Raw genomic sequence first — 23,518 nt, 5'->3', positions numbered from 1 at the left:
GTCCAGGAGTCAGCAATGTCTTTGTTTGATGATATTGTCATAAGGGATGTTAATTGCCGTAAATACGGTCAATTACAACAGATGTACGGCACCACCGATGTATTACCGCTGTGGATTGCAGATATGGATTTTGTGACGCCAGAGCCAATTATGAGCACACTGCGTTCAGTGGTATCGCAGCCAGTACAAGGCTACAACCTGGATTATCCGCAATGGAAAGAGTCCGTTATTCATTGGTATGCGCAACAGTATGATGTCGACATAAAGCCACACTGGTTGCATTTTATTCCCGGCGTCATAAAAACTATCGTGCTCTCTCTGATGGTGTTTACCCGACCAGGTGATAATATTTTAACCTGTACGCCAATATATGACCCCTACCCTAATCTGGTAAACACCAGCGGCAGGAATTTGATTCAAACGCGCCTCATTGAGAAAGATGGTCATTACGAATTTGACTGGCATGATTTCAGCGAAAAACTCAAGCAGTGCAAAATGTTTCTTTTCCCTTCGCCGCATAATCCGGGCGGTATGGTGTGGTCGCGGGAAACGCTGGAAAAAGTAAGTCACTATTGTCAGCAAGCTGGCGTCATTATTCTCTCCGATGAAGTGCATAGTGATTTAACCCTGCCAGGCAAGCGCCATCTGCCGTTTTTTACTTTAGACGAAGCGACAGGGAGCCAGTCAATCGTGCTGACCTCAATCAGTAAAACCTTCAACACGGCGGCGATCCAGGGCGGAATTGCCATTATTAAAAATGATGAATTACGCCATCAGTTCTATGGTTTCCTGGATAACTGCTACCTGGCCGAGACACATTCATTACAGCAGGCGGCCATTTACAGCGCCTTTACCCATTGTGGCGACTGGCACCAAAAATTATTAGCCTACCTGGCCGACAATGTGGCGTTTGTTAAAAGTGAAATTGAAAAGCACTGTCCCTTAATCTCCATTGTGTATGGCGGCGCATCGTATCTTATGTTTCTGAACGCGGAAAAAATGAATCTTAGCGATGAACAGCTAAGCGCATTTTTTGTGCAGGAAGCAAAACTGGGTCTGTCACCAGGCGCGCAATATGGCCCCGGCGGAGAGGGTCACATGAGACTCAACGTTGGGTGCCCGCGCTCGGTACTGGTAGAAGCGATGAACCGACTGAAAGCCGCGTACCAAAAACGACAGAACGCGTAGCGCGCATCACACTCTTTGCCCCGCCACGGTGGGGCAAAACTATACAAAGATGTTGCAGAACTGCTATAAAGTTTTTCCGTTCTGTCGGCTGGTGTTAAACTGGAAAGTGTGATCTTCATCATAACCTGCTTAAACAGAGAAAAGAGACACTGCTATGCAACATATCATTGAGGGCTTCCTCAACTTCCAAAAAGAGATTTTCCCTCAACGTAAGGAACTCTTTCGCAGCCTGGCATCCAGCCAGAATCCCAAAGCGCTTTTCATCTCCTGTTCCGATAGCCGCCTGGTGCCAGAACTCGTTACTCAACAAGAGCCCGGACAGCTTTTCGTTATCCGCAACGCCGGTAATATCGTTCCGTCTTTTGGACCGGAACCCGGTGGCGTATCTGCTACGATTGAATACGCGGTTGTCGCACTTGGCGTGACGGATATCGTCATCTGCGGACACTCCAACTGCGGCGCGATGAAAGCCATTGCTGATAGCCAGCCTCTGGATCCGATGCCCGCTGTGGCTCACTGGTTGCACTATGCCGATGCCGCGAAAGCCGTGGTTGAGAAGAAAACCTGGGATAACCCAATCGATAAAGTTAACGCCATGGTGGAAGAAAACGTTATCGCACAGCTCAATAATATTAAAACGCATCCTTGCGTCGCGGTTGGGCTGCGAAATAATGCGCTTCGTCTGCACGGCTGGGTATATGACATCGAAAGCGGTGAAATCCGTACCCTGGATAAAAACAGCAAAACCTACGTTTCCCTTGCAGATAACCCGCAGGTGCATTTCGAGTAAATCGTCCACTGGAGCAAGGATGCTCTGGAGAGCTTTTACCTACTTTTGTGCTATAGACAAAAAACATGCTTGCGACTAGTTTTAAAATAGCCACTGGTGTTCTCACATCAGTTTTCGCACATTCATACAACGTTGCGACAGGTCTCATGAACTGAGCCGCAAATAGCTGTTCATACATGATGCAGGCGATAAAAAGGAGCGAGTACGAATGCAAGCAAAAATAAAAAGAATAATAAATATGTTATTCTATCATGAGTCGTGGGATATCATGATTATTAAGGATCATGGTACACACTTATTCCCGAATAATACACTGGATATATTAAGTAAATCCGCTGCACAGCAGTTAAAAAAGAAATATACGTTTCAGGCCGATCCTTTTCTTATTGAAAAAGATGATAAACTGTTTGTCTTTTATGAAGCTTTTAGCTTTCGCAACTCGAAAGGCACGCTCCGATGCCGTATTCTTGATCGTGAACTGGTTGAAATTGATGACGTGAAACTTGAAGGTTTTGACGACCTGATGTGTCATTTGTCATTTCCTTTCCTGATCAATATTAACGATCAGCTCTTCATGATTCCTGAATCATCAGAAAGAAAAGAAGTGATACTGTTTCAGTCAGTAGAGTTTCCTACGCGCTGGAAGAAAATTAAAGTTCTAATCTCTGACACCGAAGTGACAGATAACATTTTTCTTTCAATGAATGAGACCTGCTATCTTATGTCGACCACCATGGATAATAAAATAATTATTCATTCGGCAGAGCATCTTCACGGACAGTGGCAGAGAATTACTCCTGCATTGAAGGTGAGCAATCATCATCATCGGGGAGCGGGTGCGCCTTATCTTGTCGATAACAAAATGTATTTCTTAACCCAGGAATGCACACCTGAAACGTATGGAAAATCTATCTACATCAAAGAATTAGTCACACTGAATGACGCTAATTTTGATGAGAATCTGATCGAACAAATCAATTCGTCGATCAACCACAGTGACGGCGTTCACACGCTAAACTTCTCAAGTAATTATATTGCCTATGATACAAAAATAAATAAGTTCAGTCTGTTGGCAATCTTTAAAAAAATATCATATAAGTGTATGATAAAATATAGAAACGTATATCTTTCCCGGCAAAATAACTGATCCACTGGATCCTTGGGTGCATTGCTGGAAAATCGCTCGGGTTTTTAGCATTTTTCTGGAGTCTGTATGGCTATTCTTGTCACTGGTGGTGCAGGTTATATTGGTTCACATACTGTTTTAACGCTACTGGAAAGAGGCGATGATGTCGTTGTCATCGATAATCTGGCAAACGCCAGCCGAATCTCGCTGGACAGGGTCGCGGAACTCACAGGAAGGGAACCCATTGTCTATATCGCTGATGTTCTCGACAGGCAGGCATTAAAAAACATTTTCGCCAACCATAACATCACCGATGTCATTCATTTTGCGGGCCTCAAATCGGTTTCCGAGTCGATAAAAGAACCCCTTGCTTACTACGAAAACAACGTCACTGGAACGCTGGTTTTACTGGATGAGATGCTGGCCGCAGGCGTTAATCGATTCATTTTTAGCTCATCTGCTACGGTATACGGTAATCCGGAAAGCGTGCCGCTGAGCGAGCAATCGCGTACGGGGGGTACCACCAATCCGTACGGTACCTCTAAATTAATGGTCGAACAGATTCTGGCCGATTTCTCCCGCGCGCAGCCCGATTTCCGCATTACCTGCCTGCGCTATTTTAACCCAGTCGGCGCCCATCCATCGGGTCGGATTGGTGAGGATCCCAACGGTATCCCCAATAACCTGGTGCCGTACATCTCCCAGGTTGCGATTGGTAAGCTGAAAACCGTGTCGGTGTACGGCAATGACTATCCAACCCCCGACGGCACCGGCGTTCGTGATTATATCCACGTCATGGATTTGGCGACCGGCCATTTAGCCGCGCTGGATAGCCAGAACAAAGGCGCTGCCTACAAGGTGATTAATCTCGGTACCGGGGTCGGTTATTCTGTGATTAATCTGATTGAGGCGTTTGAAAAAGCGGCGCAGAAAAAAATAAGCTATCAGTTTGTCGACAGAAGGCCCGGCGACATTGCCGAATGTTGGTCTGACCCGTCACTGGCATACAAAGAGTTAGGCTGGAAGGCCATCTACAACCTTGATGAAATGATGCGTGACACCTGGAACTGGCAAAAAAACAACCCGAATGGTTATAACATCTGATGTACCCGACAACGAGCCTGAGCCTCAGGCTCGTTGCAGTGACGGGCTAGTGTGCCGTTATCGTTGATACGCGATACCAGCCGCTGCTCTGCTTTCCTTCGTTGGCAAAGTTAATTCTTGCCGCCCCGGATTTATCCAGCATCGAAACCTCAATGGCGTATTGCCCTTTCGCCAGTCGACCCGGCATGGGCAATGCGTAGCTAACCTGATAAACGCCCGGGAGCCAACGTCGTATATCATCCGCCGCATTCCCCTGCGCCACCACCTTATTGGCGCTATCCACCACACGAAATGCCAGCGTGTAGGGCAGATAAATCGGTGCGATACCTTCGTTATACCAGGTACTGTTCAACCTCAGCGTTTGTCCGCCGTCCCACACGGACTCATGGCTCAGAGACGCTAAGCGAAACCGATAGCCCAGTTTGGTCAGCGCATCATCAACAATCGGTCGATAATCGCTGAGTATCGCTCTCGATTTCAGGTTGATCGTGCTGGCGTGCTGCTTGACCGCCCAGTCAAAAATGCCCTGCACTTCGGCACGCGTATAGTGGAAGGTGTTCTTCCAGTCCTGCATATATGAACAGATTTCCAGACTGACCGGCGCACGTTTCCAGGCATCGTTAAACCCCGAATAGCTCTGCTGTGCTGCCAGTAATCGCTGCGGGTAATCATCGGCCATATGGCTCCAGGAGTCCGAAAATACGCGCAGGTCACCCCAGCAATCCGCCCGCCATCCAGCCCCTCGCGCCACCGCATTCGCCAGGCTTTGCCCACCGCTCATCAACATTATTTTCGGCGTCGAAGGGAAGGCAGAAAAGTGCATTGCGACGTAGCGGTCTAACTGCGCGGTAGAGTACTGCTCCAACAGTGGTTTCAGATCAGGGAAATTGCTGTTATGCCATTCCCCCCAGGCCCCTACCATGCCGATATCCACAAAAGCGAGATTCTCATTACCGTCGTAGCGTTTTCCGAATGCGTTCAGCAGACGCCGGCTGTACTCAATAAACAGCGGGTCGCTTAAATCCGGAATAAATGTTTTATTATCGGGCGTCCAGCTGCCTTTCACGCCTTTTTTAATCAGCCAATCGGGAATTTTGGTGCCATCCCCCGGATCGGCAAGCACCATAAAGCGCAGCCCGACATTCATCGCGGGACGATGCGCTGCCGCGTATTTGAAGGCATCATCCACCAGCGCAAAATTATACTGACCTTCAACAGGCTCCAGCTCTCGCCAGTAAAATCGCTCGTATTCAAATCCGGTATTGGGATAATCCGCCAGACCCAGCGTTTCACCGTACCCCTGATGGAAACTTGCCACGCCAATCCCCGGATTGGTTAGCGGGCCCGTTAATGCTTTGGGGGTTACGGTCGTTAATGCGGACATAACCGCCAACGGAAAGGACATCAACAACAGCGCAGAAACCCATTTACACTTCATCGCAGTGACGCCCTCCACAGGTTTGTTTACGCTAGCGGTTTTTCAGACTTAACCACCAGTCCCATATACCCACATGAAAATTTTGGAACACATCAATACCTAATGCTGATTTGATCATATACAGCGTCAGCAATACGCAGCAGGTAACGAACAACACGGCTATCAGCAGCAAAAAAGTGAGCAAGATTCTCGACAGGGTCGATTCCTGACGATGCTGCCGACGCAAATCTCTGCCAAACAAAAAAACCAGATAATAGCGTTTACTGAAAAAGGGAAAGCTTCGGCGGATATCGATCTGATGCCGCGAAGTCAGAGTCGAGGCCAGGATCGCTTTTTCCACCCCTTCTTTTTGTTCAGGGGTCAACCCTTGCGCAATCGGCTCGTCAAGATGAGCATAAAATCGTTCGATGACGGGAGGACGATTTTGAGGACTGGTCAAAATTAACCTATATCTTTATCAATTGAGTGATAGACGTTAATCGTCTTTTTGGCGATTTCATGCCAGTTATAGTTTTGCAAATATACACGATAGTCCACGCTATTGGTTGCCGCCCACTCGGTTAATTTTTCGGCCAGGCTGGTCACATCCCCCACCTTAAAATAGGCCTCGGACGGCAGTTGAACTTCGAGGTTAGCCGGAATATCACTGACGACGGCAGGAAGAGAAAATGACATCGCTTCCAGCAGCGCAATGGGCAATCCTTCATGGTATGAAGGCATCACAAACAGCTGGGCCTGCGAAAACACCGCCTGAAGCTCATCACCACGCAAGAACCCCGTCATCACAACGCCAGGCGTGTCCGCGGCAAGCTTTTTGAGGCGAATGCTGTATTCGGTCGGATGATCCGCATCGCCAATTAACACTAACGGCATAGTTAAACCGCTGCGCTGATAAGCGGCGATGGCATCATGCATCCCTTTTTCTTCCACAAATCGCCCAACCACCACGAGGTAGTTTTTCGGCTGCAGCCCAAAGCGGGAGAGCGTATTGTCGATGGTCAGCGCAGATAACGACCGCGGCTCGTTGACGCCATTGTGAATTAAATGCGCATCATAGCGAGCGTGTTTTTTCTGGATCAGTTGATTAATAACCTCAGAAATCACAATCACTTCGTTGGCATATCTCACTGCCCAACGCTCACCCAGCAGCAATATTTTTTTAGCAACGAATCCCCATTTTTGACGATCGTAATCAGGTCCATGATGGGTGAACACCACCTTTTTCCCTAACATGCGTAATAATGGGATCACAAGCCCAGGCCCGATAGCATGGACATGCACAATATCCGAATGGTCGATACTTGTCCTAAATGCCGCTAAAACGGAATGGACAATCGCTTCCAGCGAGCGCTTTTTGGGTGCCCACAGCGCGTAGGTTTCAACTTTCTTATATAACGATCGTTTGTAATTTACATACGGCGAGCGTGCAATCACGCAAATATCAACGTCCAACTGCTGCTTAATGGCAGGATATAGATTCTGACAGTGTGTCTCCACCCCACCCAATACATCGGGAATACCACGCGTACCAAAAACCGTTATTTTTTTACTCATACTATGGCCTGCTCAGCAGTTCTTTATAGAGCGCCAGTAGAGTATCCATATGTTTACTCAGCGCATATTTTTCACTCAATCGCGCACGACCCTGTAAGCCCATGACCCGCGCCTTCTCTGGCGAGTCGGCCAGTGCATCCATCGCATTTGCTAACTCCTGCGCATTGCCAGGTTCGAATAAAATCCCTTCGATGCCGTCACGAATTTGTTCCGGGATGCCACCGATGCGCGATCCGATCACCGGCTTGCCTAAGGACATCGCCTCTAATATCGCCATAGAACAGTTTTCATAGCATTCTGAAGGAAGGATCACTGCCCGTGCATGCTTAATAAGGTTATCGAGAGCTTCCCCTTGTTGCACATAACCTAAAAACTCAACGTCCGGGTATTGGGCGACTAATTCGTCGTGCAGGGGACCATGACCCACAATTTTCAGCGGCGCTTTGTTCTGCATTTTCTCATGCGCCGCTAATAACGTTGCCACGCCCTTTTCACGGCTCAGGCGACCGAAGTACAGCATATAGCCCGCATCACTTACCTCACCCAGAGGACGGCTGTCATCAACGCCATTGACGATGACATCAATGCGCGAATTCGGCAGCGTACGCAACAATACGCCGCGTAAAAAGACGCTCGGTGAAACGATCACATCCAGCGCCTGGTAATTTTGCGCAATATACTGCCAGGTCGCCTCTAAAGAGAGCAGGAGGCTTTTTGAAGCAGAGCCTTCCTGGCAACGATACCTGAAGGCATTGAAAACCGTCCCGGTAATACAGGAATCACACACTTTACCGTCGCGCAGCATGGAATAGGCAGGACAGACGATTTTATAGTCATGCGCGGTCAGCACCGTTTTGCAGCCAAAATTGCGGGCCACTTTAATCAACGCCGGCGTTAACTGATGGTAAATGTTATGAAAGTGGACGATATCCGGACGCTCTTTTTGTAGTAGCGCCAGCATCTTTTTGCAGGCTTGCGAATTATGAATAAAGTTAACCGCCGTTTTGAGCCCGCCCAGCAGATTGCTCTCTTGGTGGTAGTCCACATTGCTGACGAAATAATCCGCATAGTCCGAAGGGAAATTGTTCTCATGCTGCATCGAGAAATCAATAACCTGTACTCCGGCCTGTTTCAGCATCTCGCGCTCTTGAAAATAAACGGTTTCCGCGCCGCCTTTAATGAAAAAAAACTTATTCACTAATAAAACTTTCATTGCGCCAGCCTTAGTTATTCATGAATGATTTTACTGTCAGGCGGAGTCAACGGATCGCGTACTGGTTTAGTCAACCCTTTAACAAGTCCCGCAGAAAGCACGGCCAGGTTCATTACGCTCTGCAATCCGTTCAATAACGATCGATTCTGCACGGTTTTCAAGATAATAAAGGCTAGCAAGGGTAGAAATGCAATATCGAAAAGTTCGAGATTGAAGGTCACCGCCGCAATAAACAAGGCAATCAGATACACAGAAAAAATCGCCTCGTTCTTAACTATTTTTAACGCTTTGCCGAAATAAGGTTTTCCCCACGCACAACGTAAAAGCTCGCCCGGTGCCTGATAGTATCCACTTTTCCAGCGGTGCTTCAGCATCTGAAAGGTCGGCATGGTATGCGAAGTATGGATAAAATACGGAATATTCAGACGGCGTAGTTTATAACCCGCATCGAGCAAACGCAGGCCAAGTTCGGCTTCTTCATAAGCGTGCAAATTACGGTTGGTGAGATAACCAATTTTCTCAATCGCAGAGCGGCGATATAACCCACCACCGCCTAAATGGTCGCTATCTCCAAGCGGATAGATTTTACTAATACGCTGCTTACGCGATTTAAATTCATAGTTAACGGCATCGTCCATTTCAACGGTTCCCGCGACACCTGCATATTCCGGCTCAGCCTGCAAAAAAGCGACAGCCTGATCCACAAAGCCCTCTTCCAGCTCCATGTCGCCGTCCATCAGCAACAGATATTCCCCTTCACTATACAGATAACCTAACTGATGCCCGACGCCGCAGCAGCGATCGCCTGGGTCAGTTAAAGAGACCACGGTCACCCCTTTATCGATCGCAAGCTGTTGGGTGTTATCCGTTGACAGGCTATCTGCCACTATAATTTTATGTGGATAATCAACAAGCTGCCTGCGGATACTGTCTATCGTTTTCTCAATACATTCAGATTCATTGAGTGTTTTAATACTCACTGAAATAAACGGTTTTTGGTCCATACAATTACCCTACACAGCGAAGGACGGTTCGACGAATCACTAAACTTGATCCTAGTGATAAATAGAACAGGAATTGTAACATCGGTGTAATCATCAGTATCTGGCTGTAAGGTAAGCTAATTAAGCAACTGATAGCAAAAGCGTTAAACGCCGGTGCAAAGCTCAGCAACTGAAGATCCTGCTGGTCCAGTTGTTCAAGCGTCAGTAATGGCTTTGGCTGACAAACTTTCAGGATATAAATGAATAAGCTAATAAAAAGTAACGTGCCGATCACCCCGACTTCCCACAGCAGCATACTCAGGGAAGTCGAGTCGAGAATTAAGTTATAAATGATATTCAAAAAGCCCGGCGACACCGTACTCCCGCTGTTTGTGGCGTTGAGCCCGTACCCAAATAACGTTCCTGAAAGCCCCCACAGATCGTTATTTTTCAACCAGAACAGGAACGTCGTAAAGCGCCCTAACTCCCCGGTAGACATGATGTAGTTCGGGTCAAAGATATAGCTTAAGGAGTCGATGAAAATGCTTAACGAGCTTTTCGACGGATCGCCGCCAAACGCGGAAGAATAATAGTACGCGAGGATCACTATCGACAGGCTAATAAGCAGCAACATGCCCGCCACAATAACCAACAGCGTTTTCAGATTAACCTTACTGACGTCATTGACGTAGCTCGGTGAGGTCCACACCCACGCAAGGAACAGAGGTGACAGCAGAATGACGAACTTCACTTCACCAATAATACATAGCCCGATTCCAAGAACAATGTGCAACGCCATGGACTTGAACGAGGTCAACCCGTGCTTATACTCAGAGACTTTTAACAACATAATCAACAGGCAAAACAGGCCCATCGCAGCAGTGTTACCGCCCCCCATGGGGTCACCGCCAAACGTACCAACCACGGAGTCCCATTTCTCATCTTCGCCACGCACTGCAACGCGCTGGGGAACGACCAGCAAAACCTGATAAATCATTACCGGGATTTGCGCGTAAAACACCCAGTACAGATAGCGCGTTGCACGGTAAATCTGCGACTCCCGGCAAAATCCCAGCAGCAAACAGATCATCACCAGTGACAATGCGATTTCATTTTTAAATGCCACAATCGCGACGGTGATCCCACCCTGAATCAGCGTCGATGTTCCGGCCAGTATCAGGAACGAAAAATACAATGCCAGGACAATCGTCTCCTGCGCATCCAGCTGCAGCGAGCCATCACGCGTCTGCATCACCAATAATCCCACCATCAACAGGGTCAGGAAAAAGGGGATCCACAGCACCGACTGCATGCCGGTAAAGTATTGCACCAGGCCACACAGGATCAGCGTGACAAAGCTAAAAACCTGTAAATAGTATCCGGTATTCAGCGTCATAGTATCACCGGCTTATCTTTCAGAAGATTGGCTCGCTTATTCATTTTCAGATAAATGAAGGCGTAGCGAATAAATGTCAGTGAAGAAAACAGGATAACCGACGTGGCATAATCTTTATGAAAATAGGGAATGACGACAAATGCGAATAACACAATCGCCAGCTGTTCCAGTTGGATACGCAGAAAATAGCGGTGGGAACCAAAAATAAGCTCAATCACCGTCAGAGGGCTTATCGCCAGCGCCGGGAACAAATAGGGCAACATGTAGCGCGACGTCTCAATGGAGTTAATCCAGTCTTCGCTAAAGCCCAGACGCATCACTATTGGATAGAAAATAAACACCCCGAGAGTACAGATAACCCCCAGAACCAACAGTAGCATCCGCACCCTGGTATATTCATGATAATTAAAGGTGTTATTTCTGAAGTCGATAGACCACTTGGAAAAAATAGTATTGCGCACTGCGTTGCCGATGATCACCACCGGCGCCAGGCAAAAGCGGCTAACCACGGAAAAATAACCTGCCGTCAGCGCCGAGAACCAAAAGTTAATCAACATAATCGGCAAATTGCTGCTGGCCATCGCCAGCACTTCCGCACTACCGACTTTGGTAATGTGATGGATATTTTGTTTGAAAAAATGCCAGTTACTGGCAGGTCGCAAATGTCTGGCCGCCACGGAACGAATATCAAACGAATGCAAAATACAGCTTATGGTCAGCACCATCGTCGCGCAGGCCCATGACCAATAAAACAGTTGCACCTGATGCGTAACCAGAACCGAAAGTAATACCACCACAGAGACAGAGATGCGCTGGAAAATCAGAAAACGAAAATTGGCCGTGCGCAGCGACAGGTTTTCCGAGATTAAAACCCACGCCGTCGCCAGCGTCAGCAAATAGAGGAACAGGATGTTCTGGTGAAACAGCCACGCTGTCAGTACGGCGTACGGTAAGGCAATGATCGTGCTTTGGATCAGGCAAAATACGACGTTCTGTACCAGTTCGTCGTCGTGCTGTTTTGGAATTAAAAGCTGCGATGCAAAGGTACACACCTGCGCGCCCACCACGGCGATGCTGTAATTGAGCGCGTAAAGCCCCACCTCAGCCATATCATACTTGTGCGAAATCAACCAGATAGACAGCGCACCAATCAACTGCGAGATGACTGATGAACCAGCTATCGTGGAAGCGCTCTTCAGTAGACTCATACCCGGCCTGGCGTCGTCATCAGTTGATCGGTACTGAAGTTAAGTGAACGCAGACCCTCCTGGGTTTCAAGATCTTTTTCTTCAACCGCATTGAGCACCGCGCCAATCACCACGCCGTTATTTTCCTCAATCTTATCCAGCGCGCTGGCGATGTGTCCCGCCGACTCCACCCCGGCTTTCACTATGAAAACAACCCCATCGACGGCACGTTTGATCAGTTGAACATCCTGACTCTGATTCACAGCAGCAACATCAATAATGATGCGCTGATAATGCGATTTCAGTTCGCGCATTAAGGGTTCAACGTGCTCCGACGACAACATCAGTAAAGAAGAGATGGTGCTCTTGCCGTGCGCAATAAAGTCGAGATTATCACTGAGCGTGATCCGCGCCTGTTCAAGCTGAGTCTCTCCGCGCAGCAGCTCAGCCAGGCCTGCGGATGTGGCTGATGCCAGTTCAGAAGAAAGCCCGCCCGTATTAAAGAAATCCGCATCAATAAGCAGCGTTTTCTGGTCAAAACTAAAGGAGTTCGCTAACAGATTCGCCAACAAAGAACGCCCATCACCGTGTTCCGTCGATGCCACGGCGAGCGTCTGTAATGGACGATTATCCAGCATAATCCGGGTACGGATACCGTGCACAATATCGGCATTCAGCGGGTTCTTCAGGATCATGTCCCGCACTTGCGCACGCCCTGAGGTTCCACTAAAACGACGGATTTCGCCCAACGGGGTAACGTTGAGGCGCTTTTTCATGCGACTCAGGCTGGCGATTGAGTTATCCATCGCCGCTTTGACAATGAAATACATGATGCTGAACACGACCACCAGCATGACCACCATCACCAACAGCAGTGATTTATTCGGCTTCGCCGGTTTTAATGCGGGAACTGCGGGATCGTATAACACCGCATCGGCATTCACGCCGGACAGCGACAACTCCTGAGTACGCTGATAGAGCGATTTATACAGGTCTTCCATTTTATCTAACGACAGTTTTTGGCCGTTCCAGGCATCCCGTTTTGACGCCATTTTCTGGAAGATCTCTTTCTGCTGTTCCACCTGTTGCTGATAGTTCTTTTCATCCGCCAGCGCCGCCAGATATTGCTGACGTAAGCCGACTTTCAGCTCACCCAACACCCGTCCGGTTTGGCTTTGGATCGACTGAACATCGGCCTCTGCTTTTAAAATGGCGGGGTTTTTTGGCCCATAAACTTTGCGCAGTTCAGACAACGTACGCTGCGCCTGAATCAGCGCAATGCGCAGATCCTGAATCTGAGCGTGGTTAGAGACCGAAGGCAGCGAGATAACGCTTTCGGCGGACTTCCCTGCGCCATTCACTTCGTTATAAACGGATTCAGCGGCAACACGACGTTGGGTCGCGTCGGCCAGACGATTGGTCACGATACTTAACTGCTCGGTTTCAAAACCATCGATACCGCGAAAGGTCAACAGCCCGGCATTTTTCAGATAGCTTTCCATCTCTTCTTTTTGCTTCGCTATCGACTTCTGAATCTCTTCCATTTTTTCATAATTCAGTTCGCGGGCTTTCTCTACTTTCTGACGCTTTTGCTCCAGCGTATAGTTGATGAAAGCCTGCGCGACGCCGTTGGCGATATCAGCCGCAACCTGGGGCGAAGTCGATTCATAGGTAATAGAGGCGAGGTTCGTTGTCCGAATACCGATGACATTCAGGTTTTTCGACAACGTTTTCAGCGCCAGCTCCATTCTCAGTTGCCGACTTTCACTGCTATCAGCGCCCTGAGCATCGGCTTTTTCCCCGGTAAATGCCGGATTTTCATCCAGCTTCATATCGCGAACGGCTTGCTCGAGCACAATTCGTGAATGCATCAACGCATATTGCGTTTCGTAGTAACCACTGCGCGTTGAATCGAAACCATCAACCTGTGGGAACGGAGAAACGTTATCGGCCTGCGCCTTAATCAGCACCGTCGCCGTTGATACATACTTTGAGGACATCATGCTGATTAACGGATAAGCCACGACCCCGGCAACGATACCGGCCAGCGCGATTTTCCAGGCGTTCTTTTTCAGCGCTTTGGCAAAGCGGGAGAATTCAACAGTGCTTTCTCGTTTTTTGCCGTTTTCCACTATTGATAGTTTCATCGTCAGAAGAACCCCATGCCAATAATCACGACATCCCCAGGATGAACAGAGTGCGTTAAATCAACATTCTCAAGCAGCTGATTGCTACCTGACAGGCGAATGTTGATATCTTGACGGTCAGCACGATCTGTAAATCCCCCCGCCTGCGCAATAGATTTCTCGACGGTAAGTCCTGGCTCATAAGCGAATCCATTCGGACTTTTCACCTCGCCAGAAACATAGTATTTACGGAACTCGGCAATACTCACCGTCACCATCGGAGTAGTAAAATAATCTCCAGTCAGGCGTTGAGTTAATTCGTTAGTCACCTGTTCAACAGTTTTATCTTTTAATATAAGAGCACCAACAAACGGGAAATTAATCTCCCCACTCTTATCCAAAATAAACCGCATCGTCATATCGGGTTGACCATGAACAGCGATATTGACAGTATCCCCTGCCCCAAGTCGGTAATCCTGCTGAACAGTAGCAGGATCGTCCATTAATCTCGGGCTGGACGTTGTGCATCCGACCATCAGGATACTGAATAGCAAAACCGCGCACAGTTCTATTATTTTCATTTTAGATCTGAACCTTAGCTTTAAGCATAATCATAGAATTATCATAACCCAACGTTCTGATGACTTCCTGATTGTCGTTGGGACCGATATAAAACGAATCAGTATCCTTATTCGAATTCAACGTATCTATTTGATATTTAATCTCAAAATTGACCGACGGTGTGTAGTCATAGCTCATGGTTACGCTAAATACCCCATCTTTATCATGCCGATCTTTATTCTGTTTTTTATAGTCTTCTGAAGTGTATGAGTAATCCAGCAAGGTAGAGAAACGGTTGCCTAACCAGAAGTGCTGGTAAGAAAGACCATACTGGGTGACTAAAATATATCCCCCAACTTCCGATGGGTCTTTAATGCTTTGCGCTGAGTGCACCGTGAAAACAGACTGCTGTAACGGCTTCCACTCCCCTTTTATATCCCAGTTTAGACCATTAAAATCATGCGAGTTTGCGTTGTTTTCAAATGTCTTGTACAACCATGAAATATTCATGTCGACATTGGTTTTTCCCGTCAACTGTGACTTCAGGCCATACAGTAAATAATACTCATTAGTGTCTTTTTCTGAGTTGTTATCATAGTGACGCTGGTTAGTAATAAAGCTATAGCGAAAACGCGTTCTGGATGTGTATTGGTCAAAAATTTCTGCCACCAGGCTATTTTCGTGCCATTCCTGTTCCTGAATGTAATTGTAGAAATCTTCACTACTCTCCTGGGCGTCAGACGTATTGCCGAACGTCAGTTTTTTGTATAACAACGCCAGTTCCGCTTTCCCGCGCCCATCCGGCGCGCCAAAGCTGTAGCGCAATTCACTGTTAATAAAATTCGTCGTCAGCGGAGATTTAATCCCATACTGCTCGAATTGACCCGGTAGAAACCCCTCAGTGATCCCTCGACCGCGGGATTCGTGCCCAAGCGTATCCTCCAGATTGAGTGTTAAGCCGTGCTTGAGCCCATAGCGCCAGGCACCGTTAAAACGGAAAAAATGATCGTTATAGTTATCAGCGGAATCGCTTGAGTAGTTACGATAATCACCGGAGTACATCAGTAAATACTTATCCTGACCGCGCTCTCCGATCATACTCAAAACGGGCGCTGCGCTCTGAAACGAGGAACCGATAGCATCTCTGCTATGTGGCTGATAAGACACGTTATCATTATAACCATAGTCCACAGCGACCTTGCCCTGGAAGTCGATCCCCGCAAAGCCAATGTGTGATTTCGGTGTTAAATCAGCCCATACGGGCTGCGATATCACGATTCCGGTAATCACGAGTAATTTAGTATGCATTCTTACCGATAAATCCTTTAAAAATAGTTTTAATAATAATTTTTATATCCAACCATAAAGACCAGTTTTGAATGTACTCAATATCGTACTGAACCCTTTTTTCCATCTTATAAAGCGCATCGATTTCCCCGCGGAAACCGTTGATCTGCGCAAGCCCGGTGATCCCAGGCTTAACTTTATGGCGGATCATGTAATTTTCGACCTGTTTACGGTACTGCTCATTATGCGTAACCGCATGAGGTCTGGGACCGACAATCGACATACTTCCCTGCAATACATTGATAAATTGCGGTAGTTCATCCAGTGAGGTACGGCGTAAGAAACTACCAAACTTGGTTACTCGTGGATCGTTTTTAGTGGCCTGAATAACCGTATCGGCGTTCTCCATAACGCGCATCGAGCGAAACTTCCAGACCTTAATTTTTTGCCCGCTAAGACCATACCGGTCTTGTTTGAAAAAGACTGGCCCGCGGGAAGTGAGTTTGATTCCAATGGCAATGGCCAACATCAGCGAAGAAATCATCACCATAATGATGCTACCAAGCACCAAATCTTCCGCCCGCTTGATAAACGAACCCGCCCCTTCGAACGGCGAACTAAAAATGCCAATAGTTTGCAGGTTGTGAATGGAGCGCAGCTTGGACATGTTGTTACTGTAGGTGTGGAAGTCAGGAACAATATACGTATCTACGGTGGTGTCTGACATCATCGCCAAAAAATGACGAATGCGTTGTAAAGCTACCATCGGTAAAGCGATGTAGATTTCGTCTATATTTCCCTGCCGGGCTTCCTCAACCAGATTGATCACCGGCCCACGAAAGGGGCTTTTAACCTTATCGACGATATCGCCACAGCGGGATAAGGCGCGCTCATCATAAAAAGCCAGATCTAATGTGATATTAGCGTATTCATCCATTAACGCGTTTTCTGCCGCCAGGCCATTGTCGGTCAGACCAATAATCGCCACGCGCATACTCTTTTTCGTTGAATATTTAAAAATGAAAAAGCGAATGTAATAAAGAAAAGGTAATGGGATGAAGTACCAGTAAATAATCGCTGAATAAAAGGGGGAAGGCAGTTTGTCTAAGTAGCCGAGAGACTCGGGTTCAGCCACCGTCATGCTGACCAGTTCGTTCAGAAAAATCGCCAGTAGCGTACAAAAAACCAACCGTTTTTGATTACGTAAACCGATCGTCTTAATCTTTTGTTGATACATTTTAATGTATTCAGCAAACAGTAAGAAAAAGACTGAGAAGAGAATACTCAGAATGGCAATTGTAGATTCAATTGGTCAACGCAACAGTTATGTGAAAACATGGGGTTGCGGAGGTTTTTTGAATGAGACGAACATTTACAGCAGAGGAAAAAGCCTCTGTTTTTGAACTATGGAAGAACGGAACAGGCTTCAGTGAAATAGCGAATATCCTGGGTTCAAAACCCGGAACGATCTTCACTATGTTAAGGGATACTGGCGGCATAAAACCCCATGAGCGTAAGCGGGCTGTAGCTCACCTGACACTGTCTGAGCGCGAGGAGATACGAGCTGGTTTGTCAGCCAAAATGAGCATTCGTGCGATAGCTACTGCGCTGAATCGCAGTCCTTCGACGATCTCACGTGAAGTTCAGCGTAATCGGGGCAGACGCTATTACAAAGCTGTTGATGCTAATAACCGAGCCAACAGAATGGCGAAAAGGCCAAAACCGTGCTTACTGGATCAAAATTTGCCATTGCGAAAGCTTGTTCTGGAAAAGCTGGAGATGAAATGGTCTCCAGAGCAAATATCAGGATGGTTAAGGCGAACAAAACCACGTCAAAAAACGCTGCGAATATCACCTGAGACAATTTATAAAACGCTGTACTTTCGTAGCCGTGAAGCGCTACACCACCTGAATATACAGCATCTGCGACGGTCGCATAGCCTTCGCCATGGCAGGCGTCATACCCGCAAAGGCGAAAGAGGTACGATTAACATAGTGAACGGAACACCAATTCACGAACGTTCCCGAAATATCGATAACAGACGCTCTCTGGGGCATTGGGAGGGCGATTTAGTCTCAGGTACAAAAAACTCTCATATAGCCACACTTGTAGACCGAAAATCACGTTATACGATCATCCTTAGACTCAGGGGCAAAGATTCTGTCTCAGTAAATCAGGCTCTTACCGACAAATTCCTGAGTTTACCGTCAGAACTCAGAAAATCACTGACATGGGACAGAGGAATGGAACTGGCCAGACATCTAGAATTTACTGTCAGCACCGGCGTTAAAGTTTACTTCTGCGATCCTCAGAGTCCTTGGCAGCGGGGAACAAATGAGAACACAAATGGGCTAATTCGGCAGTACTTTCCTAAAAAGACATGTCTTGCCCAATATACTCAACATGAACTAGATCTGGTTGCTGCTCAGCTAAACAACAGACCGAGAAAGACACTGAAGTTCAAAACACCGAAAGAGATAATTGAAAGGGGTGTTGCATTGACAGATTGAATCTACAATGGTGTTAAATGGCGCCAGACCTAACAGATGGGCGCTAAAAATTAACGTCGCATTGATTACAATGAAATCGACCAGCTTTAAAAAGACTGGATATCCCTGGCTGCTAATCTTTAGCGATTTTTTAAGCATATCTCAGCCCATTATTTATTGATCTTTAATTGTTTTTTTCTCATTTATGTTGCTAATTATATCACAAGTCTTAAAAACGCAATGGCACACTGTCAGTAAATGTAAAAAACAATGTAATACAATGTGATGGGTTTCGCACCATACAAATGCAACCCAATGATTTAGATGATTATTTATTGGTAATATTTTTTAATTTCATCCTTAAAAAACATGATTAATTGCAACATAAACGTCATTGACAGATCACAATTCATAAGCTACCAGCGGGTAGAATCACATGATGAGCGCCTGACAACGGGTTAACCTTACAAAAAGCAATACTTTGTCCAAACCTCGTTGCGCTACGCTCAGTGATGAGAGTCCTGGAGAGCGACAAGAAAAAATCAATAAGTGTATTTATAATTCCCACCATAAAAATAACTTAGTAACACATTTACAACGCAATGATTAGCAACCTTATTATAAATAAGGTATTTTACGAAGAGTCTGCGATTGCTTTCATTTTCACGCTCAAATTTCAAAAAAAAAACGAATAGTAAAAAAATTTAGTTTAAATAATTGTAGCAACTCCGATGAGTAGAAGCGGCAAGCATGGCTTAAATTAAAACGATAGCCAATCATTGAGAAAATGCGTGTTACATATTACTAATGTCAACATTCTGCATGAACACACCTTTAACATCAGAGTTTACAGCGCTTACCAACACATCAATTTAAAATAAATAGAAGTGAATAAATGACAGCATTAAAATTTTGTTAAAAGCAGCGTAAATCGACACAACGAATTATTGATAACAATGTATACACTTTTGTTAAGATATATATAAAAAACCATCCCAAAGCCATTCAATGATGCCAAAAAATTTTGTTTACTTATTTTTCGCAAATAAATAATATCCGCGCCGGATTACTTGTTGAGCAATTTACGCACGTTAATCATTTCTTTCAAATGAAGTCCTACATCATTTTTTGACGTTGATGAACTCCAGCTGAATCTGTGCCTCTGACAAGTACTTTTCTGGGTAAATAATAAATTTAACGGAGTTATGATGATGAAAACTGCACTTACCAGCAGTGTACTGGTCGCTTTGTTTGCCGCTAATGCTGGCGCAGCAGCGAATTACGTTACCACTGCCGCAACAGGTTCTAAAGCCACCGCGACGGTCCATTTTACCGGTGAAATTGTTGCCAGTACCTGCGTGGTGAGCACAGCAAACCAGTCAGGTAAAACAGTGGCATTGCCACAAGTTACCAACCAGCTATTTAGCGGCGCGGGCTCTAGCACCGGTAATACTCCGTTTACGTTGCAATTTAGCGGCTGTAGTGGGGTAACTGGAGGAAGCGGCTATGTGGTGGTCTTTACCGGTAAAACCCCTGGCAGTAACGCAGCACTTCTGCAAGCGACTCGTGGTTCGACTCCTGCCACCGATGTTGGCATCGAAGTGGATCAAGCGGGTCATGCCCTTAATTTCGCTTCAGGTAGTAATGAGGTGATATTAACACCAGATCATAATGGCGATGCACAAATCGATCTGGTCGCCAAATATCAGCAAATTGGCGCAACGCTGCCTGCGGCTGGCACGATCACTGCGGATATGAATTACACCGTCATTTATAAATAACGGACGTTGATTGCTATGGATGGCACTCTTCCCTGAACCTGGAAAGTGCACCTGATGAATAAAATATTCTTTTACCTGTTGCTGTGTGTGGTTAGCACCGCTCACAGCGCAATTAATTTGGGTCAAACGCGCGTTATTTATAATGAGAACGATAAAGCGGCGATGTTTGACGTCAATAATAATACAGACAAGCCATATATGGTACAGACGTGGCTGGATAATGGTAATCCGGATGAGACACCAGCCAATCTGCCAATGTTAATTACGCCCCCGATCCTGAAACTTGATGGCCATAAATCAGCCGTGTTGCGAGCTATTTATCAGGGCAACGGCTTTCCTGAGGATGTTGAATCTGTAGTGTGGATTAATGTGCAGGAAATCCCCACCATCGAGAATGAAGAAAATACCTTACAGCTGGCGCAGCGTATTCGCATCAAACTATTTTATCGCCCTGCTGGGCTGAATATGACGCTACCTGAAGCCGTTGAGAAATTACAGTGGCAGTGCCACGGTCATACTTTGCGGGCGGTCAATGCGACGCCGTTACATATCTCCCTGACGCAATTACATATTAACGGCCAAAACATCGATGCCGACATGGTTAATCCGCATGGCGAACGCACGTTTGCGTTGTCACAGCAAAAAGTCAGCCATATCGGTTTTAGCTGGGTAGATGATTATGGCGGCACTAACGCGGTTAATAACGTCCCGGTATCTTGCAATTAAGTTAGGGTTGCACATGATGAAAAAAAATAAGCACCCGCAACGGTACACCCTCTTTACGCTGTCAACGCTGGCCGTGTGCATACCTGCATACGCCAGCAGCACACCGCAGTTTAATACCCGTTTTGTACATGGTACGCAAAATATTACCTCCGTAGTGCAAATAGCCCGTAATGACGGACTTAGCGAAGGCACGTTTGAATACGATATATATCTTGACCATAGCTTCGTCGAAACGCGCAATGTTGACTTTAAAAGACGTAAACCACAAGGCAAGCCGCAACCTTGCCTGAGCGCGGACGATCTGCGCAAATACGGGATTAAAATCCCCGAAGGTAACGCCGATACCTGCGTGGAGCTCACGGCGCTGATCGCAAACAGCCGCCTGACGGCAGATGCAAACTACCAGCGCATTGATATTTCAGTGCCAGAAGCTTTTCTGCTTTCGACTGCGCATGACGCCGTGCCTGAATCGGCCTATGACGATGGGATTAATGCCGCTTTTGTCGGCTACAACGCCAATACGACGCACCTGATTGAACAGGGCCAGGATCATGACTCTGTTTTTGCCAGTTTTGCCAACGGTATAAACCTGGCGGGATGGCATTTTCGTAACCAGTCTACTTTCAGCTATGCCAGCGGTTCAGGCCGTCAATGGCAGGCGGTTTCCACGTGGGTGGAACGTAATATTATTGCGCTGCGTAGCCGCTTGCGCTTCGGGCAAACATATACTGACGACGATGTATTTGACAGCATCCAGTTTACCGGGGCACAACTCACCAGCGATGAAAACATGTTGCCTGATAGCCAACGCGATTTTGCGCCAGTCGTTCGCGGCGTCGCCAATAGCAATGCCACAATCGAAATCCGTCAAAATGGCTATCTGATTTACAGTAAAAACGTCGCGCCAGGCGCGTTTGACATTGACGATATTAACCCCAGCAACCAAAGCGGCGACCTGAACGTTAGCGTTATTGAAGCCGATGGCAGTCGGCGTAATTTCAGTGTGCCTTATTCGGCGGTACCGAACATGCTGCGTGCAGGTAACAACCGCTTTCAGTTTACGGCAGGGGAATACCGCGACGGTTACAGCGGCGGTTGGCGGCCCCGCTTTGTTCAAGGCACATTGAGTTATGGTCTCAGCTTTGGCTCCACGTTGTACGGTGGTTTCCTGACCGCAGAAAGCTATAATGCGATTGCCACCGGGATCGCGCAGGATCTGCACCAGTTCGGCGCGATCTCTTTCGATATCACTACCGCCAGAGCGCAGCTTGCCAGTGGAGATGCGTCCACAGGACAAAGTTACCGTTTCTTATACTCCAAATCGCTGAACCAGTACGGTACGGATTTCCGTCTGGTTGGCTACCGCTACAATACCTCCGGTTATTACAGCTTTAGCGACACCATTAACGAGCATAACAGTTGGTCCTCGGGCTATTACGACATCGCCTATGACGACCCGAATCAACAGCTGCGTTTTCCTGGCGAAGAGCACAACAAAAAGCATTACTACACCACTAACTACAATAATCGCCGCCAACGTTTTGAGGTCTCTGTTAACCAGCGTTTGTGGGATAACGCCTCTCTTTACGTCAGCGCCAGCCAGCAAAACTACTGGCACAACGGGAGTCACGACCGCACGATACAGCTGGGTTACAACGATACACTGGGGAAAATCAACTGGAGCGTTTATGTACAGGATACCCGTAACCAGTACGACTACCAGGACCGCAGTATCAACCTGACGCTTTCCATTCCATTCGATTTCATGGATAGCCGCGGCTTTGTCTCCACCAACATCATGCATAGCCAGCAGAATGGCGACAGCTACTCCACCAGCTACAGCAATACAGCATTTGACGATCGTCTGAGCTGGGGCGTTCAGGGCAGTACCACCGATCGACAGGATTCCTCTGCCGGGGTTAACGCCGCCTGGCAAGGTGACAAGATGAATGTTCAGGGGGGCTACAGCGCAGGACGCAACTACCAGAATATGAATATGGGCATCAGCGGCGGGGCAATGCTGCACGCAGGCGGCGTGACGCTCATGCACTCTCCTGGCGATACCATGGTGTTGGTCGAGGCCAAAAATGCCGACGGTGTCCATATTCAGCAACAAAATGGCGTGGCCATTGACGGTAACGGCTATGCGGTCCTTACCGCAGCAGACGCATGGCATTACAACGTGGTGAGTCTGAATACCGCTGATATTGGTGCCGGGCTGGATATTCCGCAGGCACAGAAAAAAATTGTTCCAACAGAGAAAGCCATCGGCAAAGTGGTGTTTGAAACCTTCAGCGGCCGCAACTATCTGGTCAATGCCGTCATGCCCGGCAATATTGCCCCCCCGGTCGGCGCGAACGTACGAGATACGAAAGGTCGTAGCCACGGTCTGGTCGGTATGCATGGCGCACTGTATGCCAGCGGCGTGGAGGACAATTCTCGCCTGGAAGTGCGCTGGGGCTCCCACGCAAATGAACACTGCTTTATTCAAATGCCGGATAACCATAACCAGCCGGTGAAGAAAATCGGATATACACAAATTACCGCCCAGTGCGTCGGCTCGTAAGG

Annotated in this window: 18 protein-coding genes and 2 pseudogenes; 9 read left to right on the top strand and 11 right to left on the bottom strand. The window is 47.2% G+C overall.

Features of this window, described 5'->3' with window-relative positions:
• Positions 1-15 precede the first annotated feature (15 nt).
• From HV345_RS05835 to galE, 4 genes are all read left to right on the top strand, one after another.
• Complete coding sequence (locus tag HV345_RS05835; protein ID WP_094169391.1) at positions 16-1,188, top strand: MalY/PatB family protein; 1,173 nt, start codon at positions 16-18, stop codon at positions 1,186-1,188.
• 154 nt (positions 1,189-1,342) lie between these two features.
• Positions 1,343-1,978, top strand: a complete 636-nt coding sequence (locus HV345_RS05830) for a carbonic anhydrase (protein WP_016154107.1) — start codon at positions 1,343-1,345, stop codon at positions 1,976-1,978.
• 208 nt (positions 1,979-2,186) lie between these two features.
• Positions 2,187-3,125: a hypothetical protein gene (locus HV345_RS05825; protein WP_016154108.1), complete on the top strand. Its 939-nt coding sequence runs from the start codon at positions 2,187-2,189 to the stop codon at positions 3,123-3,125.
• Positions 3,126-3,191: 66 nt separating this feature from the next.
• Positions 3,192-4,208, top strand: a complete 1,017-nt coding sequence (gene galE / locus HV345_RS05820; RefSeq protein ID WP_016154109.1) for a UDP-glucose 4-epimerase GalE — start codon at positions 3,192-3,194, stop codon at positions 4,206-4,208.
• Between the two features lie 46 nt (positions 4,209-4,254).
• On the opposite strand, the gene HV345_RS05815 is transcribed toward galE, so the two are convergent.
• From HV345_RS05815 to HV345_RS05765, 11 genes and pseudogenes are all read right to left on the bottom strand, one after another.
• Positions 4,255-5,646: a DUF4832 domain-containing protein gene (locus HV345_RS05815; protein WP_181636372.1), complete on the bottom strand. Its 1,392-nt coding sequence runs from the start codon at positions 5,644-5,646 to the stop codon at positions 4,255-4,257.
• A gap of 31 nt (positions 5,647-5,677) precedes the next feature.
• Positions 5,678-6,085, bottom strand: coding sequence for a hypothetical protein (locus HV345_RS05810; RefSeq protein WP_016154111.1), 408 nt, complete (start codon positions 6,083-6,085; stop codon positions 5,678-5,680).
• A gap of 2 nt (positions 6,086-6,087) precedes the next feature.
• Complete coding sequence (locus HV345_RS05805; RefSeq protein ID WP_016157268.1) at positions 6,088-7,200, bottom strand: glycosyltransferase family 4 protein; 1,113 nt, start codon at positions 7,198-7,200, stop codon at positions 6,088-6,090.
• Between the two features lies 1 nt (position 7,201).
• A complete protein-coding gene (locus HV345_RS05800) occupies positions 7,202-8,413 on the bottom strand; it encodes a glycosyltransferase family 4 protein (RefSeq protein ID WP_181636371.1) in 1,212 nt (403 codons plus the stop codon).
• A 14-nt stretch (positions 8,414-8,427) separates the two neighbouring features.
• Positions 8,428-9,417, bottom strand: coding sequence for a glycosyltransferase family 2 protein (locus HV345_RS05795; RefSeq protein WP_181636370.1), 990 nt, complete (start codon positions 9,415-9,417; stop codon positions 8,428-8,430).
• A 4-nt stretch (positions 9,418-9,421) separates the two neighbouring features.
• A complete protein-coding gene (locus HV345_RS05790) occupies positions 9,422-10,792 on the bottom strand; it encodes a capsular biosynthesis protein (protein WP_181636369.1) in 1,371 nt (456 codons plus the stop codon).
• The gene (locus HV345_RS05785; protein ID WP_047358831.1) at positions 10,789-12,000 is read right to left on the bottom strand and encodes a lipopolysaccharide biosynthesis protein; all 1,212 of its coding nucleotides are present in this window, start codon (positions 11,998-12,000) and stop codon (positions 10,789-10,791) included. The genes HV345_RS05790 and HV345_RS05785 overlap by 4 nt, the downstream gene beginning before the upstream one ends.
• Positions 11,997-14,126, bottom strand: coding sequence for a tyrosine-protein kinase domain-containing protein (locus tag HV345_RS05780; RefSeq protein ID WP_049270971.1), 2,130 nt, complete (start codon positions 14,124-14,126; stop codon positions 11,997-11,999). The genes HV345_RS05785 and HV345_RS05780 overlap by 4 nt, the downstream gene beginning before the upstream one ends.
• Before the next feature lie 2 nt (positions 14,127-14,128).
• Entirely contained in the window at positions 14,129-14,686 is a 558-nt protein-coding gene (locus tag HV345_RS05775) for a polysaccharide biosynthesis/export family protein (RefSeq protein ID WP_016154118.1), read from the bottom strand.
• 1 nt (position 14,687) lies between these two features.
• Positions 14,688-15,974: an outer membrane beta-barrel protein gene (locus HV345_RS05770; RefSeq protein WP_019077511.1), complete on the bottom strand. Its 1,287-nt coding sequence runs from the start codon at positions 15,972-15,974 to the stop codon at positions 14,688-14,690.
• Positions 15,964-17,256, bottom strand: a pseudogene (locus HV345_RS05765) (undecaprenyl-phosphate glucose phosphotransferase); the annotation flags it as partial. The pseudogene HV345_RS05765 and the gene HV345_RS05770, both read right to left, overlap by 11 nt.
• On the opposite strand from HV345_RS05765, the pseudogene HV345_RS26650 reads away from it, so the two are divergent.
• The 5 genes and pseudogenes from HV345_RS26650 to HV345_RS05745 form a co-directional block, all read left to right on the top strand.
• Positions 17,239-17,316, top strand: a pseudogene (locus tag HV345_RS26650) (hypothetical protein); the annotation flags it as partial. The pseudogenes HV345_RS05765 and HV345_RS26650 sit on opposite strands and share 18 nt — an antisense overlap.
• Complete coding sequence (locus HV345_RS05760; RefSeq protein WP_001254932.1) at positions 17,313-18,464, top strand: IS30-like element IS30 family transposase; 1,152 nt, start codon at positions 17,313-17,315, stop codon at positions 18,462-18,464. The pseudogene HV345_RS26650 and the gene HV345_RS05760, both read left to right, overlap by 4 nt.
• Before the next feature lie 1,187 nt (positions 18,465-19,651).
• Complete coding sequence (locus HV345_RS05755; protein WP_169330488.1) at positions 19,652-20,224, top strand: fimbrial protein; 573 nt, start codon at positions 19,652-19,654, stop codon at positions 20,222-20,224.
• A gap of 54 nt (positions 20,225-20,278) precedes the next feature.
• Positions 20,279-20,950 carry a molecular chaperone gene (locus tag HV345_RS05750; protein ID WP_181636368.1) on the top strand — a complete coding sequence of 224 codons (672 nt, stop codon included), beginning with the start codon at positions 20,279-20,281 and terminating at the stop codon, positions 20,948-20,950.
• Positions 20,951-20,963: 13 nt separating this feature from the next.
• Positions 20,964-23,516, top strand: a complete 2,553-nt coding sequence (locus tag HV345_RS05745; RefSeq protein WP_181636367.1) for a fimbria/pilus outer membrane usher protein — start codon at positions 20,964-20,966, stop codon at positions 23,514-23,516.
• The last annotated feature ends 2 nt before the right edge of the window (positions 23,517-23,518 follow it).

It is taken from the genome of Citrobacter sp. RHBSTW-00986, assembly GCF_013783065.1.
Lineage (GTDB): Bacteria > Pseudomonadota > Gammaproteobacteria > Enterobacterales > Enterobacteriaceae > Citrobacter > Citrobacter braakii.
This window is presented reverse-complemented; position numbering and strand designations above follow the sequence as displayed.

Bases quoted from the DNA above. Each gene is read 5' to 3' on its own strand.
- HV345_RS05785 (WP_047358831.1), bottom strand. From the start codon at position 12,000: ATGAGTCTACTGAAGAGCGCTTCCACGATAGCTGGTTCATCAGTCATC.
- HV345_RS05815 (WP_181636372.1), bottom strand. From the start codon at position 5,646: ATGAAGTGTAAATGGGTTTCTGCGCTGTTGTTGATGTCCTTTCCGTTG.
- HV345_RS05760 (WP_001254932.1), top strand. From the start codon at position 17,313: ATGAGACGAACATTTACAGCAGAGGAAAAAGCCTCTGTTTTTGAACTA.
- HV345_RS05830 (WP_016154107.1), top strand. From the start codon at position 1,343: ATGCAACATATCATTGAGGGCTTCCTCAACTTCCAAAAAGAGATTTTC.
- HV345_RS05775 (WP_016154118.1), bottom strand. From the start codon at position 14,686: ATGAAAATAATAGAACTGTGCGCGGTTTTGCTATTCAGTATCCTGATG.
- HV345_RS05770 (WP_019077511.1), bottom strand. From the start codon at position 15,974: ATGCATACTAAATTACTCGTGATTACCGGAATCGTGATATCGCAGCCC.
- HV345_RS05750 (WP_181636368.1), top strand. From the start codon at position 20,279: ATGAATAAAATATTCTTTTACCTGTTGCTGTGTGTGGTTAGCACCGCT.
- HV345_RS05835 (WP_094169391.1), top strand. From the start codon at position 16: ATGTCTTTGTTTGATGATATTGTCATAAGGGATGTTAATTGCCGTAAA.
- galE (WP_016154109.1), top strand. From the start codon at position 3,192: ATGGCTATTCTTGTCACTGGTGGTGCAGGTTATATTGGTTCACATACT.
- HV345_RS05800 (WP_181636371.1), bottom strand. From the start codon at position 8,413: ATGAAAGTTTTATTAGTGAATAAGTTTTTTTTCATTAAAGGCGGCGCG.
- HV345_RS05780 (WP_049270971.1), bottom strand. From the start codon at position 14,126: ATGAAACTATCAATAGTGGAAAACGGCAAAAAACGAGAAAGCACTGTT.
- HV345_RS05805 (WP_016157268.1), bottom strand. From the start codon at position 7,200: ATGAGTAAAAAAATAACGGTTTTTGGTACGCGTGGTATTCCCGATGTA.
- HV345_RS05795 (WP_181636370.1), bottom strand. From the start codon at position 9,417: ATGGACCAAAAACCGTTTATTTCAGTGAGTATTAAAACACTCAATGAA.
- HV345_RS05825 (WP_016154108.1), top strand. From the start codon at position 2,187: ATGCAAGCAAAAATAAAAAGAATAATAAATATGTTATTCTATCATGAG.
- HV345_RS05755 (WP_169330488.1), top strand. From the start codon at position 19,652: ATGATGAAAACTGCACTTACCAGCAGTGTACTGGTCGCTTTGTTTGCC.
- HV345_RS05745 (WP_181636367.1), top strand. From the start codon at position 20,964: ATGATGAAAAAAAATAAGCACCCGCAACGGTACACCCTCTTTACGCTG.
- HV345_RS05790 (WP_181636369.1), bottom strand. From the start codon at position 10,792: ATGACGCTGAATACCGGATACTATTTACAGGTTTTTAGCTTTGTCACG.